At 50.5% G+C, this 17,049-nt stretch carries 20 protein-coding genes; 8 read left to right on the forward strand and 12 right to left on the reverse strand.

Annotated elements, in window-relative coordinates:
- Positions 1 to 88: 88 nt before the first annotated feature.
- Positions 89 to 847 carry a DUF481 domain-containing protein gene (locus tag AC07UY_RS07285; RefSeq protein WP_162379771.1) on the reverse strand — a complete coding sequence of 253 codons (759 nt, stop codon included), beginning with the start codon at positions 845 to 847 and terminating at the stop codon, positions 89 to 91.
- 288 nt (positions 848 to 1,135) lie between these two features.
- Between AC07UY_RS07285 and pfkB the strand changes: the two genes are divergently transcribed.
- The 3 genes from pfkB (at position 1,136) to AC07UY_RS07300 (ending at position 3,429) form a co-directional block, all read left to right on the forward strand.
- The gene (pfkB, locus tag AC07UY_RS07290; protein WP_203361283.1) at positions 1,136 to 2,068 is read left to right on the forward strand and encodes a 6-phosphofructokinase II; all 933 of its coding nucleotides are present in this window, start codon (positions 1,136 to 1,138) and stop codon (positions 2,066 to 2,068) included.
- 103 nt (positions 2,069 to 2,171) lie between these two features.
- On the forward strand, positions 2,172 to 2,462 hold the full coding sequence (ghoS, locus tag AC07UY_RS07295; RefSeq protein WP_494659843.1) for a type V toxin-antitoxin system endoribonuclease antitoxin GhoS: 291 nt from the start codon (positions 2,172 to 2,174) through the stop codon (positions 2,460 to 2,462).
- Between the two features lie 106 nt (positions 2,463 to 2,568).
- Positions 2,569 to 3,429: a fructosamine kinase family protein gene (locus AC07UY_RS07300; RefSeq protein ID WP_494659844.1), complete on the forward strand. Its 861-nt coding sequence runs from the start codon at positions 2,569 to 2,571 to the stop codon at positions 3,427 to 3,429.
- Positions 3,430 to 3,517: 88 nt separating this feature from the next.
- Here the strand turns inward: AC07UY_RS07300 and AC07UY_RS07305 are convergent, their stop codons facing one another.
- On the reverse strand, positions 3,518 to 4,057 hold the full coding sequence (locus AC07UY_RS07305; protein ID WP_203358010.1) for a YniB family protein: 540 nt from the start codon (positions 4,055 to 4,057) through the stop codon (positions 3,518 to 3,520).
- A gap of 149 nt (positions 4,058 to 4,206) precedes the next feature.
- On the opposite strand from AC07UY_RS07305, the gene hxpB reads away from it, so the two are divergent.
- The 4 genes from hxpB (at position 4,207) to tcyP (ending at position 7,986) form a co-directional block, all read left to right on the forward strand.
- On the forward strand, positions 4,207 to 4,875 hold the full coding sequence (gene hxpB, locus AC07UY_RS07310) for a hexitol phosphatase HxpB (RefSeq protein WP_494659845.1): 669 nt from the start codon (positions 4,207 to 4,209) through the stop codon (positions 4,873 to 4,875).
- Between the two features lie 138 nt (positions 4,876 to 5,013).
- Positions 5,014 to 5,775, forward strand: a complete 762-nt coding sequence (gene kduD / locus AC07UY_RS07315; RefSeq protein WP_494659846.1) for a 2-dehydro-3-deoxy-D-gluconate 5-dehydrogenase KduD — start codon at positions 5,014 to 5,016, stop codon at positions 5,773 to 5,775.
- Positions 5,776 to 5,871: 96 nt separating this feature from the next.
- The gene (locus AC07UY_RS07320; protein WP_192612035.1) at positions 5,872 to 6,459 is read left to right on the forward strand and encodes a metal-dependent hydrolase; all 588 of its coding nucleotides are present in this window, start codon (positions 5,872 to 5,874) and stop codon (positions 6,457 to 6,459) included.
- 135 nt (positions 6,460 to 6,594) lie between these two features.
- Complete coding sequence (tcyP, locus tag AC07UY_RS07325) at positions 6,595 to 7,986, forward strand: cystine/sulfocysteine:cation symporter (RefSeq protein ID WP_494700968.1); 1,392 nt, start codon at positions 6,595 to 6,597, stop codon at positions 7,984 to 7,986.
- 62 nt (positions 7,987 to 8,048) lie between these two features.
- Here the strand turns inward: tcyP and cedA are convergent, their stop codons facing one another.
- From cedA to osmE, 8 genes are all read right to left on the reverse strand, one after another.
- Positions 8,049 to 8,291 (reverse strand): cell division activator CedA, encoded by a 243-nt coding sequence (gene cedA, locus AC07UY_RS07330; RefSeq protein WP_494700969.1) that lies wholly within the window; start codon positions 8,289 to 8,291, stop codon positions 8,049 to 8,051.
- Between the two features lie 205 nt (positions 8,292 to 8,496).
- Positions 8,497 to 9,255, reverse strand: coding sequence for a chitin disaccharide deacetylase (gene chbG / locus AC07UY_RS07335; protein ID WP_494659849.1), 759 nt, complete (start codon positions 9,253 to 9,255; stop codon positions 8,497 to 8,499).
- Positions 9,256 to 9,267: 12 nt separating this feature from the next.
- Positions 9,268 to 10,617 (reverse strand): 6-phospho-beta-glucosidase, encoded by a 1,350-nt coding sequence (locus tag AC07UY_RS07340; RefSeq protein WP_494659850.1) that lies wholly within the window; start codon positions 10,615 to 10,617, stop codon positions 9,268 to 9,270.
- 126 nt (positions 10,618 to 10,743) lie between these two features.
- The gene (gene chbR / locus AC07UY_RS07345) at positions 10,744 to 11,586 is read right to left on the reverse strand and encodes a transcriptional regulator ChbR (protein ID WP_494659851.1); all 843 of its coding nucleotides are present in this window, start codon (positions 11,584 to 11,586) and stop codon (positions 10,744 to 10,746) included.
- Positions 11,587 to 11,597: 11 nt separating this feature from the next.
- Positions 11,598 to 11,945, reverse strand: a complete 348-nt coding sequence (chbA, locus tag AC07UY_RS07350; RefSeq protein ID WP_494700970.1) for a PTS N,N'-diacetylchitobiose transporter subunit IIA — start codon at positions 11,943 to 11,945, stop codon at positions 11,598 to 11,600.
- Positions 11,946 to 11,994: 49 nt separating this feature from the next.
- Positions 11,995 to 13,353, reverse strand: a complete 1,359-nt coding sequence (gene chbC / locus AC07UY_RS07355; RefSeq protein WP_203358020.1) for a PTS N,N'-diacetylchitobiose transporter subunit IIC — start codon at positions 13,351 to 13,353, stop codon at positions 11,995 to 11,997.
- Between the two features lie 79 nt (positions 13,354 to 13,432).
- Positions 13,433 to 13,753 carry a PTS N,N'-diacetylchitobiose transporter subunit IIB gene (gene chbB, locus AC07UY_RS07360; protein ID WP_192612027.1) on the reverse strand — a complete coding sequence of 107 codons (321 nt, stop codon included), beginning with the start codon at positions 13,751 to 13,753 and terminating at the stop codon, positions 13,433 to 13,435.
- Between the two features lie 303 nt (positions 13,754 to 14,056).
- Positions 14,057 to 14,395, reverse strand: coding sequence for an osmotically-inducible lipoprotein OsmE (gene osmE, locus AC07UY_RS07365; RefSeq protein ID WP_192612026.1), 339 nt, complete (start codon positions 14,393 to 14,395; stop codon positions 14,057 to 14,059).
- A gap of 226 nt (positions 14,396 to 14,621) precedes the next feature.
- Between osmE and nadE the strand changes: the two genes are divergently transcribed.
- Positions 14,622 to 15,458, forward strand: a complete 837-nt coding sequence (gene nadE / locus AC07UY_RS07370) for an NAD(+) synthase (protein ID WP_203358021.1) — start codon at positions 14,622 to 14,624, stop codon at positions 15,456 to 15,458.
- Positions 15,459 to 15,524: 66 nt separating this feature from the next.
- Here the strand turns inward: nadE and ves are convergent, their stop codons facing one another.
- On the reverse strand, positions 15,525 to 16,100 hold the full coding sequence (gene ves, locus AC07UY_RS07375) for an environmental stress-induced protein Ves (RefSeq protein ID WP_494659852.1): 576 nt from the start codon (positions 16,098 to 16,100) through the stop codon (positions 15,525 to 15,527).
- 163 nt (positions 16,101 to 16,263) lie between these two features.
- On the reverse strand, positions 16,264 to 16,749 hold the full coding sequence (spy, locus tag AC07UY_RS07380; RefSeq protein WP_494659853.1) for an ATP-independent periplasmic protein-refolding chaperone Spy: 486 nt from the start codon (positions 16,747 to 16,749) through the stop codon (positions 16,264 to 16,266).
- Between the last annotated feature and the right edge of the window lie 300 nt (positions 16,750 to 17,049).

Genomic DNA, 17,049 nt, shown 5'->3' on the forward strand with positions numbered 1-17,049 from the left:
TTGCCCGTGATGACGGGAATAAATCTCTTAAAAAAATAACGTCGCATTTTAAAACGGCCAGGTCGCCTGTAAACGACCCGGCGCACGTTTACATCTTATAACCCAATGATACTGTCGTACGGCGATCAGTATGCTCTGGCGCCGTTTCAGGCGGTTCGGAGTTCCAGGTCACATTATAGGCAACCTTCAAGCCGAAATGTTCATTGATGGCGACATCCAGAGCCGTCTCCGAGTTGAGGGTGGTATCATCCGCCCCAAACACTGACACGCCCTGCGTGAATTTAGTGGTATCCGTCATTTGCCAGGCGTAAGCGCCCGACGCATAACCGAGTGGCTGAGTTTCCGTCGTATCGTCTGTGCGTTCGTCATAACGAACACCGGGACCGAATTCAAAACGGAAACTGTGTACCGGACCATTGAGAAACTGGCGACCATACCCTGCCGTCGCAATATCACGCTCGTGGTAACCGTTGTAGCGGTCGGTAAGCCAACTCGCCTGGCCAAAAAGATAATCATAATCGGTGGTGTTAAAACGGCTACGGCCGCCCACAGCGTATTTTTCCGAAGAACGCTCATCATTCGACGAGGTGTTGCTGGCATTCCCCCACAGTGACCATGCGGTGGTTTGACCGTACCAGGTCATGGTGGTATCCGCCGTTAAGGAAGAGCTTTGGGTATTGCCTGACTGCGCAAGGTATCCCGCATTCAGGTTACCTTCAAAGGGTTTCTTCGCGGTGGTGGGATCATCCATGACAGTAAAAACGGAATCATCGGCGGCGGCATGCATTGACGCAACGACGCCACCCGCCAGCATTAATGCAGCGGGTACTGTCTTCAAAAGCTTCATTTATAAAGAGTCCGTACAACAAAAAAAGAGACCATAGCGGTCCCGGAAACCTTCTTAGGGATCAAAGACAAACGATCGCCGGAAAGGTAACAAATTATAAAAAGGCTCGAATAACATAGCAATGAATTCTTATTTCATTTTTTGAATAAGGACGTTCCTGAATCAATAAAATATTTATATCTACACATAGCGCAAATTTTGAATAAATAGCCAATAAATCATACCGTTAATTACTTCACTTTCCAGGCGTTCGGTGCCAGACTGAATTCAGCCTAACAGGAGGTAATGATGGTACGTATCTATACGTTAACACTTGCGCCCTCTCTCGATAGCGCAACACTCACTCCGCAAATCTACCCCGAAGGGAAGCTCCGCTGCACGTCACCGGTTTTTGAGCCCGGCGGCGGCGGCATCAACGTCGCCCGTGCAATTTCACATCTTGGCGGTACGGCCACCGCCATTTTCCCCGCTGGCGGTGCCACCGGCGAACACCTGGTAGCCTTATTGGCCGATGAACATGTTCCCGTCGCAACAGTCGAAGCCAAAGACTGGACCCGCCAGAATCTGCATGTCCACGTCGGATCCAGCGGCGAGCAATATCGCTTCGTGATGCCCGGCGCATCGCTGAGCGACAAAGAATTTCAGTTGCTTGAAGAACAGGTTCTCGAAATTGAATCAGGCGCGTTGCTCGTTATCAGCGGCAGTTTGCCGCCCGGCGTCAAGCTGGAAAAACTCACGCAGCTCATCTCGGCGGCGCAGAAACAAGGCATTCGTTGCATTGTTGACAGCTCAGGCGATGCCCTACGCGCGGCCTTAGATATCGGCAATATTGAACTGGTTAAACCCAACCAAAAAGAACTGAGCGCACTGGTAAACCGTGAACTCACCCAACCTGATGACGTGCGTAACGCGGCTCAGGAGATTGTGAAAAGCGGTAAAGCGCATCGGGTTGTTGTTTCTCTGGGCCCACAAGGTGCGCTGGCGGTCGACGCCGACAGTTGCGTTCAGGTCGTCCCTCCGCCGGTGAAAAGTCAAAGCACCGTGGGTGCGGGTGACAGCATGGTTGGCGCTATGACGCTGAAATTGGCTGAGGATGCATCTCTGGAAGATATGGTGCGGTTCGGTGTGGCTGCGGGGAGCGCGGCGACCCTCAATCAGGGAACGCGTTTGTGCTCTGCTGAGGATACCCAAAAGATTTATGCTTATCTGACGCAATCATAATGGCTTTCCCCTCCTTTATTGTGAGGGGATTCGCCGACAAACCTGTCAGCATGGTGATTCTCCGTCTATGCTGAAAAGTCATGTGATTACAAAGAGGTGAATTATGGCCAGTGGTGATATCACCCGTTATGTCATAACCGTAACGTTTCATGAGCACTCCTTAACGGAAATTAATGAGCTTAATAATCATCTTACACGCGGTGGTTTCTTGTTGACCCTGACGGATGAAGACGGAAACGTGCATGAACTTGGCACAAACACCTTTGGCCTGATTAGCGCACTGAGTAAAGACGAGGTGACGGCACTCACCGCAGGGCTGGCTGAAAGTGCGTTAGGCAATAAACCCGGAATTTCCGTTTCCACATGGGAGGAGTGGCGAAAAGACAAACAATAAGTGCCATTACAGCGACGACGCGTCTCAGGTGTGCGTCAGTTCGTGTTTTTTTACCGCATTTATGCGCTAACCTTATGATCTGGCAGACAACATGGGGAGAGACATCATGTGGCAGGCTATCAGTCGTCTTTTAAGCGAGCAATTAGGTGAAGGCGAAATCGAACTGCGTAATGAACTGCCCGGCGGAGAGATCCATGCCGCATGGCATTTACGCTATGCGGGACGTGATTTTTTCGTTAAGTGTGATGAAAGAGAACTCCTTCCGGGCTTTACGGCCGAAGCTGACCAACTGGAATTGCTCTCTCGCAGTAAAACCGTTACGGTACCAAAAGTGTGGGCCGTAGGTTCGGACAGAGACTACAGTTTCCTGGTAATGGATTATCTCCCACCCCGTCCGCTGGATGCCCATAATGCGTTTATTCTGGGTCAACAGCTCGCCCATTTACACGCCTGGAGCGAGCAGCCGCAATTCGGTCTTGATTTCGATAACGCACTCTCTACCACGCCACAACCCAACGCCTGGCAACGACGCTGGTCGACCTTTTTCGCAGAACAACGTATCGGTTGGCAGCTGGAGTTGGCTGCAGAAAAAGGGATAGCGTTCGGTAACATCGACGCTATTGTTGAGCATATTCAACAGCGACTCTCCTCACATCAACCACAGCCCTCACTTTTACATGGCGATCTGTGGTCGGCAAACTGTGCGCTGGGTCCAGATGGGCCTTATATCTTTGACCCCGCCTGCTACTGGGGTGACAGAGAGTGCGATCTGGCGATGCTGCCGCTGCATACCGATCAACCTCCACAAATCTATGATGGCTACCAGTCGGTTTCCCCATTGCCGTTAGATTTTCTGGATCGCCAGCCCGTCTATCAGCTGTATACATTGCTAAACCGGGCGATTCTGTTTGGTGGTCAACACCTGGTGATTGCGCAAAAAGCAATGGACAGGCTGTTGGCAGCGTAGTGCGTATGCCCGATGGCGCGACGCTTATCGGGCACACAACCACGAACCCCTGGCCGGATAAGGCATCAGCCGCTATCCGGCATTATTTTTACCCGACAAATCCCAGCAGAGAAAAGAAGACGTAGCCGAGCACGATAATAATCACCGGCAGGATATAAAGCGGAAAAAACTGCAGAAAGATAGTGTGATGCGGCACGACGATACGTGACTCGATCTGCTCACGCGAGATCCCCTCAGCACCTTTGGCTTTTTCCAGAATCAACTGGTCCTCAACGCCTTCACGGAGAAAACGCGCCTGACGGCTCATTCTGGCGCCAGAGTCCTGCAACGCAAGACCAATGAAGATCAGGACGAAAATCACCCAAAACATCACATTGAGACTGTTTTGAAAATCCGGCGTCGGCGAGTTGTACCAGAACAGGTTCAGGAACGGGGTATTAACGCGCATCATGTCGATCATCACGTGGGCAAAATCGAGCATCACCGCATTAATCCCCTCTTGCTTCTCGCTGCGGGCGTACATAAATTTCAGTACCGACACCAGCGTAGAAATCAGCGCAGGGATGAAAATCACCCATCCCAGAATCCTTTTTAAGATAGCAATGCGTCCAGCTTGTTGATACGTCATGAGTTCCCCTTGGTAAAGACGCGCTGTTTTGGCCTTAAGTCTACCTTCTGATAACTATTTTCGCCCGATTTTTAAAGGCAGTATGGTACGGTAGTAGCCATAATGAACGCTCATTACCTTACGTTTTAATCTCAACAGGAGAGGTTGTGATGTCAACCCCGCGTCAAATTCTTGCTGCAATTTTTGATATGGATGGATTACTGATCGATTCCGAGCCGCTATGGGATCAGGCCGAACTGGATGTGATGGCTAGTTTAGGCGTAGATATCGCCCGCCGCCATGAACTCCCGGACACCCTGGGTTTACGTATCGATATGGTTGTCGACCTGTGGTACGCACAACAGCCCTGGAAGGGACCTGACCGTCAGGAAGTCACTGACCGGGTAATCGCGCGGGCTATTTCACTGGTAGAGGAAACGCGTCCACTGCTGCCTGGTGTACGTGAGGCCGTTGCGCTGTGCAAATCTCAGGGATTGCTGGTCGGGCTGGCGTCGGCTTCCCCGCTGCATATGCTGGAAAAAGTCCTGACTATGTTTGGTCTTCGCGACAGCTTCGACGCCCTCGCCTCGGCGGAAAAACTCCCCTACAGCAAGCCGCACCCGCAGGTTTATATCGACTGCGCAACCAAACTGGGCATCGATCCGTTAGCCTGTGTCGCGCTGGAGGACTCCGTCAACGGCATGGTGGCGTCAAAAGCCGCCCGTATGCGCTCTATCGTCGTTCCTGCTGAAGAGGGTCAACACGATGCACGTTTTGCCCTTGCCGACGTGAAACTGACTTCTTTATCCGATCTTACGGCCGCCCATTTGCGTGGCTAACCGTCAGGGGCAATAGTGTATTGCCCCTTCCTTGTATTTTTTTAAAACGTCGTTTCATTTTTTGTTGTATTCCCTCGCAACCTCTTCTATTCTTCTTTCATTCGTTATCGCTGATAAACATGGGTAGCCGAGGTAAGTATGATTTTGGATGCGTTTAGTCTGGCGGGGAAAACAGCGATCGTCACCGGTTGCGATACCGGGCTGGGCCAGGGTATGGCTGTCGCGCTTGCCGAGGCTGGCTGCAACATCGTGGGTGTGAACCGGAAGATCCCCCACGAGACGGCAGCGAAAGTTGCGGCGCTGGGCAGGCAATTTATGACGATTCAGGCCGACCTGAGCCAGCAAAGCGCTATCGCTGATATCGTGAACCAGACAGTCGCGAAATTCGGGCGGGTGGATATTCTGGTCAATAACGCCGGGACGATTCGCCGCGACGATGCGCTCTCTTTCAGCGAGAAAGACTGGGATGACGTGATGAACCTGAATCTCAAATCTGTTTTCTTTCTTTCACAGGCCGTGGCGCGCCAGTTTTTACAGCAAGGCCACGGTGGCAAAATCATCAATATTGCCTCCATGCTCTCTTTCCAGGGCGGGATCCGTGTTCCCTCTTATACCGCTTCTAAAAGCGGTGTGCTGGGTCTTACCCGCCTGTTGGCCAATGAATGGGCGCCACATCAGATCAACGTCAATGCCATCGCCCCGGGTTATATGGCCACAAACAATACGCAGCAGTTGCGCGATGATGCCGGGCGCAGCAAAGAGATCGTCGATCGCATTCCGGCTGGACGCTGGGGAACGCCAGACGACCTGAAAGGCCCGGTGGTTTTTCTCGCATCAGACGCTTCTGCCTACATCAACGGCTATACCATTGCCGTTGACGGTGGCTGGCTGGCACGCTAATCACCACTTTTGTGACATAGGGTTACAACGTCACCTCTTCCGCCTACTGTACAAAAACCCTATACTGTATGAATTGACAGTTTATTGGGTTCTATCATGACGGCGGAAGGCCACCTCCTTTTTTCAATTGCCTGTGCGGTATTTGCCAAAAATGCTGAGCTTACGCCCGTTCTCGCGCAGGGCGACTGGTGGCATATTGTCCCTTCAGCAATTCTGACCTGCCTGTTGCCTGACATTGATCATCCAAAGTCATTGCTCGGTCAGCGGTTAAAATGGATCTCCAAACCGATTGCCAGGGCTTTTGGTCATCGTGGATTTACCCACAGTCTGCTGGCGGTATTTGCGCTACTGACGACGTTTTATCTCAAAGTCCCCGAGACCTGGATTATCCCGGCCGACGCTCTGCAGGGTATGGTGCTGGGTTACTTAAGCCATATTCTGGCAGACATGCTAACCCCGGCTGGTGTCCCTCTGCTCTGGCCGTGTCGCTGGCGCTTCCGCCTGCCAATACTGGTCCCGCAAAAAGGCAATCAACTGGAGCGTTTTCTCTGCATGGCACTGTTTGCCTGGGCCGTGTGGATGCCGCAGACAATCCCCGAAAACAGTGCAGTACGCTGGTCTTCGCATATGATCAATACGCTGCAATTCCAGTTCAACCGTTTTATAAATCACCAAATCGATTAGTAAATCGGCGCAACTGTTGTTTTTGGTATAAACAATTCCATTTGAATATAAGAGGCAACTCACAGTTCTGCTAATCTTGCGGCAACAGAATCGTGGTAACGACGCGATACAAATAAAAAGATCAGGAGAACGGGGATGAATTTTCCATTAATTGCGAACATCGTGGTGTTCGTTGCACTGCTGTTTGTGCTGGCGCAAGCCCGTCACAAACAGTGGAGTCTGGCAAAGAAAGTACTGGTGGGTCTGGTTATGGGCGTGGTCTTTGGCCTTGCTCTGCACACGATTTACGGGTCTGACAGCCAGGTCTTAAAAGATTCAGTTCAGTGGTTCAACATTGTCGGTAACGGCTATGTGCAACTGCTGCAAATGATTGTTATGCCGCTGGTCTTCGCCTCTATCCTGAGTGCGGTGGCGCGTTTGCATAACGCCTCTCAACTGGGAAAAATCAGTTTTCTGACCATCGGCACCTTGCTGTTCACCACGCTGATTGCCGCTCTGGTGGGGGTACTGGTGACCAATCTGTTTGGTCTGACCGCGGAAGGTCTGGTGCAGGGAGGCGCAGAAACCGCGCGTCTGACCGCCATTGAAACCAACTATGTGGGCAAAGTGGCCGACCTCAGCGTACCGCAGCTGGTGTTGTCATTCATCCCGAAAAACCCGTTTGCCGACCTGACCGGCGCAAACCCGACGTCGATCATCAGCGTGGTCATTTTCGCTGCGTTCCTCGGCGTTGCGGCGCTGAAACTGCTGAAAGATGACGCGCCGAAAGGCGAGCGCGTGTTAACCGCCATCGATACCCTGCAAAGCTGGGTAATGAAACTGGTTCGTCTGGTTATGCAGTTAACGCCTTATGGCGTGCTGGCACTGATGACCAAAGTCGTGGCTGGTTCTAACCTGCAGGACATCATCAAGCTGGGAAGCTTTGTTGTGGCGTCCTATCTTGGCCTGGCGATTATGTTTGCCGTACACGGCGTTCTGCTTGGCGTTAACGGCGTCAGCCCGCTGAAATATTTCCGCAAAGTGTGGCCGGTCCTGACCTTTGCCTTTACCAGTCGTTCCAGCGCTGCGTCAATTCCGTTGAACGTTGAAGCGCAAACGCGTCGTCTGGGCGTACCGGAATCTATCGCCAGCTTTGCGGCTTCTTTTGGCGCGACCATTGGTCAGAACGGCTGTGCGGGTCTGTACCCGGCAATGCTGGCCGTCATGGTGGCACCGACCGTTGGCATTAACCCGCTGGATCCCGTATGGATTGCCACGCTGGTTGGTATCGTCACGGTAAGCTCTGCGGGTGTTGCTGGTGTGGGTGGCGGTGCGACGTTCGCCGCGCTGATCGTTCTGCCCGCCATGGGGCTGCCCGTCACGCTGGTTGCCCTGTTGATTTCCGTCGAACCGCTGATCGATATGGGGCGTACTGCGCTGAATGTCAGTGGCTCAATGACGGCCGGTACTCTGACCAGTCAATGGCTGAAGCAGACAGATAAAACCATTCTGGACAGCGAGGATGATGCCGAACTGGCTCATCACTAATCCACATCTGACTATGTGAAAAAAACCGCCTGTATGCCCTACAGGCGGTTTTTTATATCCCCTTATTCCGCCAGCTCATTTTCCTGGCGGATCTGATTTGCCCAGCGCTGCGCCGACTCCGGAACGGTAAATGCAGGCGATCGCTGAAACGACTCCCCCATTAAGACAAACGCGACGTATTTTCCACGCATAATCCACACGTCACGAAATGTATCCATTTTTATCGCGTGTTCCGGCGGCGCAGGCTCCACGCGTGGAACATAGCTGATAACCGGGCGATTTTGTTGGCGAAGAGGTTTCATCATCAGTTGTTTCACTAAAGGCAAATTCAAAAAATCATAAAAACACTATCTTAGCCGATTTTGCCCCCCGGCGTCCTGCCCTGCGTGTGCGGTTAAACGCATCGTAGCGATCGCGGATGGGAAAGTTGAAGGGGAAATAGCGAGCAGCAAATATAAAACATGGGTGAAATAAAAAAAACGGCGCTCTATCGCGCCGCAAACTCAGGCTCTATACATCAAGAAAACTGCCGAGACGATACCCACGTTCCGCAATGGCATTTTTCAATGACGGGGACGTAAGCACATCAAGCTCAGTCAAGCGGGGGTAACAGTAGGCGCTCTGACGAAGTGTATTGTCGACAAAGGCCGGATGACACATGACTTCAAGCGATGCCTCGCCTTTTTCTGCAGAAGCGTCAAGCACCTGCAAAAAGAGCGATTCTGAAATCGCCTCACCATAAAACTCGCTGCTAAACCCTTGCGAGCTTCGCAGCGCCATCGGCAAATCGGTATCTTTAAATACCGTCTGGCGATCGATTCGCAATGCAACACCCTGTTGTGCGGCAAAATGCGCCACCCGCGGGAAAATCTGCGGGAACATATGGACATGGTGATGGCTGTCCAGATGCGTTGGCGCTTTGCCAAACAGTTCTATAAAACGCTGATACTGACATTCCAGTTCATGCGAAATTTCGTCCAGCGGTAAGTCGTCTTCTTCCGCCATCTGCCAGATCCATTTCCCCAGACGGCCATCACGGGTTAGCCCTGGCATCTGCGTTAACGGTTTCCCCAGCGTCAGAACAAAGTGCATTCCCACCGCAAGCTCAGGGACTTCACGGCTAAGTTGAACGGCATGATCGATAGCGTCACCATTGACCAGCGCGGTCGTGGAAGTGACCACACCATGACGAAAGCTCTCCACAATGCCGTAGTTTTGCCCTTTGCTCAGGCCAAAATCATCCGCATTCACAATCAATAAGCGTTCCATAGCCAACCTCTGTTAGTGTTCTTTGAGCTTTTCAATGCAGTCCGCAAAATGAGGCAGCCACTTTTCATGCGCCAGAATCAGTTCGCGCGCCAGGCTTTCCGCATCACGGTCAGAATGCACCAGCGGGCTCAGGTTAAGCGCCAGCAAGACATCATTAAATTCACCGCTCAGCGCCGCCTTACTTGCCGCGACTTCAAACCCTTTAATGGTATAGATAAGACCCAACACTTTCTCGTCAAAATGCGTAATACGCGGATGTGGCGTGGCGCCATTGCGTCCTAACGTGCAGGTCATTTCCACCGCCCAGTCAGCCGGAATATTATCGACATGCCCATGATGCGGGATGTTGACATAATGCTCAGTCTGCTTGTCATTATAGATTGCATTAATCACTTCACAGGCGGCGTCGGAGTAATACGCCCCGCCGCGTTGCTCAAGCTCTTTCGGCTTCACGTTAAGTTCTGGATTCTTATAAAGGTCAAAAAGTTGTTTCTCCACTTTTTGCACCACCTGAGCGCGAGCGCCACCTTTATAGTATTCCCCTAACTCAATGGCCAGCATCTCTTTCTGTTTGAAGTAATACAGCAAATAAGAGCACGGCAGCAGATTCAGGGAGCGAATTAACCCTTCGCTAAACGGCAGATCGAAAATATTCTTCACCGTTGAGGCTTTCAACTCACCGGAGGCGACACCGTCCAGAAGTTCGGCAAACCGTGATTCACCATTTACCAGCACATCTTTAATAAAGACCATATGGTTCAAACCAAACAGGTCAATAGACAGGTCGTCGCTTTCCGATAATTTCAGCACATCATTAATAAACATCTTCATGCCAACCGGAATATTACACACGCCGATAAATTTCTTGAAGTTAGTGTGTCGGTAAACCGCTTCAGTCACCATTCCTGCCGGGTTGGTAAAGTTAATCACCCACGCATTCGGGCAAAGTTCTTCCACATCGCGAATGATGTCGAAAATAACCGGAATGGTACGCAACCCTTTGAACAGGCCGCCAGCGCCGTTGGTCTCCTGACCAAGATATCCCTGACTGAGAGGGATACGCTCATCGAGTTCGCGGGCTTTCAGTTGGCCCACGCGCAGTTGGGTGGTGACAAAGTCAGCCCCTTTCAACGCTTCACGGCGGTCGAGGGTCTTAAACAACTTCATCGGTACGCCAGCTTTGTCGATCATTCGCTGGCATAGATCAAAAATAATATCCAGTTTCTCTTTGCCGCCTTCCACATCGACCAACCATAATTCGGAAACCGGTAATTCGTGATAACGCTTAATAAAGCCTTCAAGTAATTCAGGGGTGTAGCTGCTCCCGCCACCAATGGTGACGATCTTTAATTTCTGGCTCATAATATCTCCCTTCAGTGTAAAAACACTGGCGTGTATTATGCTTCGCCCAAATACAGGACAGTCGCATGGCGTCCCGGCATTATTTTCGGGCAAGCTTTAAAATAATTGAGTCGAACAAATAAATCGTTATTGATTTATTTCAGTCAGTCTTTTTCGGTAGCTATTCGGCGTAAATGACGTCAGTTTTTTAAAGGTTTTAATGAACAGGCTTGGGCTACTGTATCCCGCTTCATAAGCGATATCGGTTACCGAATAGTTGGTCATTTCCAGCTGTTTTTTCGCAAAGTTGATACGGATTTCATTAATAATCTGCATCGGCGTTTTGCTGTAATAACGCTGGGTCGCGCGGGTCAGGTACTCCTGGGATTTTGCGGACAGGTATACCATATTTTCCAGCGCGTTTTCGCCAAACTGCGTTTTGTCGTGCATCGCCTCCACGGTGACTTTAAGCCACTGTGGAATATCGCCAATCACCTGCTCTTCCCGGTGGTGCCGTAACCGATTAATGATATAGAAGGTGACCACTTCTATAAATTCATCCAGTTCGTTATCACGAAAGTTGAGCGACGCAATCACTGTCTCGATATAGGTAAGAAAGGCGCTGTTAGCCCGATACACCTGCGATGCCACAAAGCAAAACGGTAATAAAGGGTGATAGTGCTGTTCAAAAAAACGTTTACTGATGCCGACATTCAGAATGCGCGTGGCGCCAAATTCGTAAAAACTTTGATGGTGCGACCCCAGAGGGATAAAAACAAAGTCTCCACGCTCCAGCAACACCCGCTTGCCGTTGATTTCCTGATAATAGCGACCGGTTAATACGAGGGTAAACTCATAGTAATCATGCTGGTGCAGCCCACTGATACTCTCAGTTTTGTTGTAGATAAACACATGGAAATTTTTGCCGTTAAAAAGCTGCTGCTCAAAAGCGGTCGCAATTTCCGGAGCGTTAACCTGTAGCTGCATCATATTACCCCTCGCTATTTCAACTTCTCGTGAAGCTCTATCAACTCGGTGACCAGTTCACGCGCCAGCATTGATGTCATCAGATGGTCCTGAGCATGCACCAGAACCAGGCTGACTTTCATTTTACCTTCACCCTGATCGCCTTCAATCAGTTTCGTCTGCACGAGATGCGCTTCATTGAGCGCCATGCGTGACTGCTCCATCATGGTTTTTGCAGCTTCAAAATCACCCTGCTTGGCCTGCTTAAGCGCAGCGTATGCCAGGCTGCGAGCCTGACCCGAATTGATGATAAGCCCCATCACCACTTCTTCAAGTTCTTCCGCTTCTGACTGCGTATCTACGATATTTTCGAGATCGATCATAATCCGTCCTCTGGTGTGTCCCGGCATGGCGCGCCATGCCGGACTCAATTTAGAATTTCAGTGCGTTGGCAATATCTTCTTCGCTTTCTTCTTCATCAATCGCGTTCTGTGCCTTGTTGGCAACCACCACGAACGGCAGATAAATCAGCGTGGCAATCCCTAAGTTGAACAGTGCGACCAGCAGAGCAGCGACACTACCGTTGGTGTTAAAGAACGCCCCTAGCCCGGTTGGCATCGTCCACGGAGCGATGTTGGTTATCGGCGGGATAATCCCCATGTAATAGGCCACCAGCGTGATACCTGCCAGAATCGGCTGTACCAGGATGAACGGAATAAACATCACCGGGTTCATGATAATCGGCAAACCGAACAGAATAGGTTCGTTAATCTGGAAGATACCGGAAGGCAGCGCCAGTTTCGCAACCTGACGATAATCCGCACGACGCGAGGCCAGGAAAATCGCAATAATCAGACCCAGAGTTGCACCGCTTCCGCCGAGGAAGATGTAGGAGTCCAGCATAGGTTTTGCCCACACGTGGAACGTCTTACCGGCTTCCAGCGCCGCATCTACGGAACCATACTGCTGGTAGATAGCGATGTTTTCCAGAGCCCAGGGGGTCATGATGCCGCTGTCCAACGCCGTCAGCGCCAGTGAACCGTGAATACCGAAGAACCACAGCAGCGGAACAAAAAGAACATACGCCCAACCCACCACACTGCCCAGCGACGCCAGCGGTGTAGAAATGGTGTCCATAATGATCTGGTGGAAGTTAGAACCATAATTCGACAGCGCCCAGGCAATGATCCCCATAATGGAGAGAATAATGAAACCTGGAATTAATGCCGAGAATGAGCGTGAAACAGATGTAGGCACACTGTCCGGTAATTTAATCACCCAGTTGCGGTGAACAATAAAGGTAAACATTTCGGCCACGGCCAGGCCAATAATAATACCGGAGATAATATTGGCGCCGCCTAACCAGTTCGCTCCCACCGCATAGGCTTCACCTACGCTATATGGCGTTACGGTCATAAAGGCAGCGACAGATAACAGTCCTGCGGCCAATGAATCGACTTTACGCTCTTCCGCCAGCGCCATGCCAATAAAGAATGGCGCCATCAGGGACATGATACCCAGCGTACCGTTATAGACGTTTCCGCCGATGCCTTTCAGACTGTTCAAATTCTCAATCGTCGACGCATCAAGCCGAATGCCTAATGAATAAAAAAACGACCCCTCCCCAAAGCTCAGGAAAACGTTATTGATCAAGACAAACATGGCCCCCGCAAGGGTCAGCGGCATTAAGCGAATAAAGCCGTTTTTGATTGCATTGACGTGTGGTTGCTTTCCTATTTTAACAGCGAAAGGAAGGAGTACCTTTTCAAGTGAAGCAATAGCGTTACTCATAGAAAAATACCCTTAAATACCGCAATAAAATATTGCGGTGAATGTTTATGAAATAACTCTTTGACGGGAAAATTTAAAATTAATTTGCAGCGGCTTTTTTAATTGCTGCAACAGCAGCCTTAAGCACGCCTAAACCATCGACTTTGCCATACAGCAGCGAGTCAATTACTTCTACCGGTTTGCCTGGTAACAGACGCTGAATTTCAGGCAACATATAAGCAATTTGCGGACCTAATAAAACGACATCTGCGACAGGTCCCTTTTCTCCGGCCAGTGTTTCAGGAAATGCTTCAATAACGACCGGAACTTCGTATTTCTCAGCCTGAGCACGCATTTTCGATACCAGTAACGATGTCGACATGCCGGCAGAACAAAACAGATAAATGTGTTTCTTTTCCATAAAAACGTTCCTCATGTGCGATTATCTGTCAGCCAGACATTGCGCAAGCCTTAACCTGCATCCATGCCTTGGGTAACTTGCGTAACCGAAATTACTTATTTAGGTGGCTGAAATGAGTATACGGTATCGAACCTGTGGATGGTATTTCCTTGACCTAACAAATTGTCTCTCATTGACCTTGCGTTATGACTGCCCTCACATTTTGGGCAAATAATTCGCGATAATAAATAAGATTATCATCGCCATAAAAAAACCGGCGCAATGGCCGGTTCTCTCAGATGCTCAGGCACCAGGCAGGGAGGACTACTTGCCTGTCTGCGGGTCGGTGTCATACTCTGCACAGGTCTGGTAACCCGAGTTAACGACATGCCCGGTATCGTCCAGCGCGACAAAATAGGTTTCCGTTTTACCATCCCGTTGACCCAGAATGTATGTCTGGCAACTACCGCGAGCGTGGGTCATGCTCACCTCAGAAGAAGGTTTCCCGGCAATTTGTGCAACCTGCGCCCGGCTCATGCCTTTCTTCACATCTTTGACGACAGGTTGAACAAATTGGTCTTTGGTACGATCATATGCCGTACACCCTGCCAACATCGTCATTACGGCCGCTGCGCTTAGAATTCCTGCCATTTTCTTGTTCATTTTTCGTCCTCTTGTTTATCAGCGTGTTATATAAGCCTGGAATACATCAAACCATTTTTCAAGCTTACTATTCCTACGATACGCGTTTCGGAAAATTCTCTTTAGGCCAAATGTTCTCTTTTTACGCCGCAAATTGCGCCACTCGCGCCAGTGAACCTTGTCGTTTGCACAGCAAAGCGTTAGCTTTAACGCATCGTGATTATTTTGATCGTTTCGGAGGGGTTGAATGACTCTGCAGCAAAAGATTATCCAGGCGCTTGGCGCAAAACCGCACATTAATGCCGAAGAAGAAATTCGCCGCAGCGTGGATTTTCTAAAATCCTATCTGAGCACCTACCCCTTTTTGAAATCGCTGGTGCTGGGGATCAGCGGCGGTCAGGACTCAACGTTAACCGGTAAATTATGCCAGATGGCAATAACGGAGCTACGGGAAGAAACGGGGAATATGGCTCTGCAATTTATTGCCGTGCGTCTGCCTTATGGCGTACAGGCTGATGAACAAGACTGCCAGGATGCTATCTCCTTTATTCAGCCTGACCGCGTATTGACCGTTAATATTAAAGGCGCCGTGCTGGCCAGCGAGCAGGCGTTGCGCGAAGCGGGCATTGAGCTTAGTGATTTTGTCCGTGGTAACGAGAAAGCCCGTGAGCGAATGAAAGCCCAGTACAGCATCGCCGGGATGACCAGCGGCGTGGTGGTGGGGACCGATCATGCGGCAGAAGCGCTGACCGGGTTCTTCACCAAGTACGGTGACGGCGGTACCGATATCAACCCTATTTTTCGCCTGAATAAGCGTCAGGGGAAACAGCTGCTTGCCGCCCTGGGCTGCCCGGAGCATTTATATAAGAAAGCGCCTACCGCCGATCTCGAAGACGATCGCCCTTCGCTTCCTGACGAAGCCGCGTTAGGCGTCACCTATGATAATATTGATGATTATCTGGAAGGAAAAACGCTGGCGGTCGAAACAGCAAAAATTATTGAAGGCTGGTATTTGAAGACGGAACACAAGCGCCGTACGCCGATTACCGTCTTTGATGATTTCTGGAAAAAAAGCGACCTCTGATGGTCACGTCAGGCCGGATAGCGCGTCCTCTATTCGGCCTGCCATTACCCGCAACACAATGTGAAATTATTGCACCGACGCTGGCGCATGGCCCGCCAGCCAGGTTATCTCGCTAAACAGCAGTTTCCCCTCAGATTTCAACAACCGCAGCGTATGCCGTCCATCATCCCAGCAGGCCCCTTGATCGGCCGTCAGTAATTTTTCGCCCAACTGCCAGGCCCCGCTAATGACAAACACCACGCCGCCGCGCGAGCCAAATGTTGTAAAGGAGCGGTCAGCAACTCTGACGTTCGCCTGGCAACAATCACGGCGGGTCATAATATTGAAATCCATCGACATTTTCCCCTCCGTCAGTTTCGCTTTCACCGCATGCTCGCCCGCAAAGGTAAACGGCTGATGCTGTTTGAGGGTGTGGTTAAAGGTATTGCCGCCGTCCAGAGTGACCTCGCCCCCTTCCAGCAGCGTAATCACACGCTCCACGCCGGGGAAAAGTGCAAACTCACCGTTTCCGGCAATAGAGGCGATGCTCGCGCGCCAGTGAAAGTCACGCGTCGCCGGAGGAAAACAGCAAATTTCTCGCGTTTCACCCGCCCCATTACGCCAGAGGTTTACCGGCATTTTACGGATATCAAAGTATTCCATCGTCACTCCTGAAAGATGCGGTGCGCCATAATCATGCACGGTATCGTTATCGGCAGCAGTGAGGATTTACCTTAGAGAGAAATAAAGAAAAACCGCCGACCCTGTCCACCTCGTAAAGACGTGTTGTGAACAGGGCCGGCGGTCTTGAATGTTGACTGCGAGATTACTCGGCAGTTGCAGGCATTTTACCTTCATGCGCCGGACGTTCTGTCAGACGCTTCTCAAAATTAGCATTAAACTGTTTTTTCTGTTCAGGGGTCAGAATGTTGTAGATCTTGTTCTGGGTTTCCATGTGCGCCAGCATGTTCGCCTGACGCTGCTCTTCCATCTTGGCAATCTGCGCCTGCGCTTTGGCTTTATCGAAGGTGTCGCTGGCAATGATGTCATGCATCGCGCGGCGTTCTTCTACCGGCGGACGTTTCATCTGGTCACGCTGGCCTTTCATGATTTCGCGAACCTGCTGCTTCTGCGCATCGGTCAGGTTCAGGTCTTTAAACATCATATCGTGATGCGGACCGAATTGACCTTTATGGTGCATCATCGGTTTTGCGTCAGTCGTGGCCGCGCTGGAAGTGTCAGCAGCGTGAGCCAGGTTTGCAGCGCCCAGCGCCAGTCCAGAGGCAACTAACAGTGCAGTTAATTTACGCATAATCTTTATCCTTCCTTTCAGTTATTTTTACGGCATTCCTGATGAGGCGGTGCCGTGTTGACGAGATTAACTTTACTGGCTTATTCGTCAATAAGTCAGAGCAACGGTAAAACAATGAAAGTGTAAAAAACAGTTTTTCGCCAATTATGAAGAAAAAAAGAATAAATCGTGGAGAGTTGAAATAAATAATTACAATACGCTGATTTTGAAGGGATTATGAAAAACTATACCGGAACAGTGGTGATTAATAAAGCAGTTATCCAGGAATAATCCGTAATCATGCGACCGACTGTCTGATGC

This window comes from Citrobacter sp. GW821-FHT02E08 (assembly GCF_059421685.1).

Bases quoted from the DNA above. Each gene is read 5' to 3' on its own strand.
- tcyP (WP_494700968.1), top strand. From the start codon at position 6,595: ATGAATTTTCCATTAATTGCGAACATCGTGGTGTTCGTTGCACTGCTG.
- AC07UY_RS07285 (WP_162379771.1), bottom strand. From the start codon at position 847: ATGAAGCTTTTGAAGACAGTACCCGCTGCATTAATGCTGGCGGGTGGC.
- hxpB (WP_494659845.1), top strand. From the start codon at position 4,207: ATGTCAACCCCGCGTCAAATTCTTGCTGCAATTTTTGATATGGATGGA.
- AC07UY_RS07340 (WP_494659850.1), bottom strand. From the start codon at position 10,617: ATGAGCCAGAAATTAAAGATCGTCACCATTGGTGGCGGGAGCAGCTAC.
- chbC (WP_203358020.1), bottom strand. From the start codon at position 13,353: ATGAGTAACGCTATTGCTTCACTTGAAAAGGTACTCCTTCCTTTCGCT.
- kduD (WP_494659846.1), top strand. From the start codon at position 5,014: ATGATTTTGGATGCGTTTAGTCTGGCGGGGAAAACAGCGATCGTCACC.
- AC07UY_RS07300 (WP_494659844.1), top strand. From the start codon at position 2,569: ATGTGGCAGGCTATCAGTCGTCTTTTAAGCGAGCAATTAGGTGAAGGC.
- chbA (WP_494700970.1), bottom strand. From the start codon at position 11,945: ATGATCGATCTCGAAAATATCGTAGATACGCAGTCAGAAGCGGAAGAA.
- spy (WP_494659853.1), bottom strand. From the start codon at position 16,749: ATGCGTAAATTAACTGCACTGTTAGTTGCCTCTGGACTGGCGCTGGGC.
- chbG (WP_494659849.1), bottom strand. From the start codon at position 9,255: ATGGAACGCTTATTGATTGTGAATGCGGATGATTTTGGCCTGAGCAAA.
- nadE (WP_203358021.1), top strand. From the start codon at position 14,622: ATGACTCTGCAGCAAAAGATTATCCAGGCGCTTGGCGCAAAACCGCAC.
- chbB (WP_192612027.1), bottom strand. From the start codon at position 13,753: ATGGAAAAGAAACACATTTATCTGTTTTGTTCTGCCGGCATGTCGACA.
- ghoS (WP_494659843.1), top strand. From the start codon at position 2,172: ATGGCCAGTGGTGATATCACCCGTTATGTCATAACCGTAACGTTTCAT.
- AC07UY_RS07305 (WP_203358010.1), bottom strand. From the start codon at position 4,057: ATGACGTATCAACAAGCTGGACGCATTGCTATCTTAAAAAGGATTCTG.
- osmE (WP_192612026.1), bottom strand. From the start codon at position 14,395: ATGAACAAGAAAATGGCAGGAATTCTAAGCGCAGCGGCCGTAATGACG.
- ves (WP_494659852.1), bottom strand. From the start codon at position 16,100: ATGGAATACTTTGATATCCGTAAAATGCCGGTAAACCTCTGGCGTAAT.
- cedA (WP_494700969.1), bottom strand. From the start codon at position 8,291: ATGATGAAACCTCTTCGCCAACAAAATCGCCCGGTTATCAGCTATGTT.
- chbR (WP_494659851.1), bottom strand. From the start codon at position 11,586: ATGATGCAGCTACAGGTTAACGCTCCGGAAATTGCGACCGCTTTTGAG.
- pfkB (WP_203361283.1), top strand. From the start codon at position 1,136: ATGGTACGTATCTATACGTTAACACTTGCGCCCTCTCTCGATAGCGCA.
- AC07UY_RS07320 (WP_192612035.1), top strand. From the start codon at position 5,872: ATGACGGCGGAAGGCCACCTCCTTTTTTCAATTGCCTGTGCGGTATTT.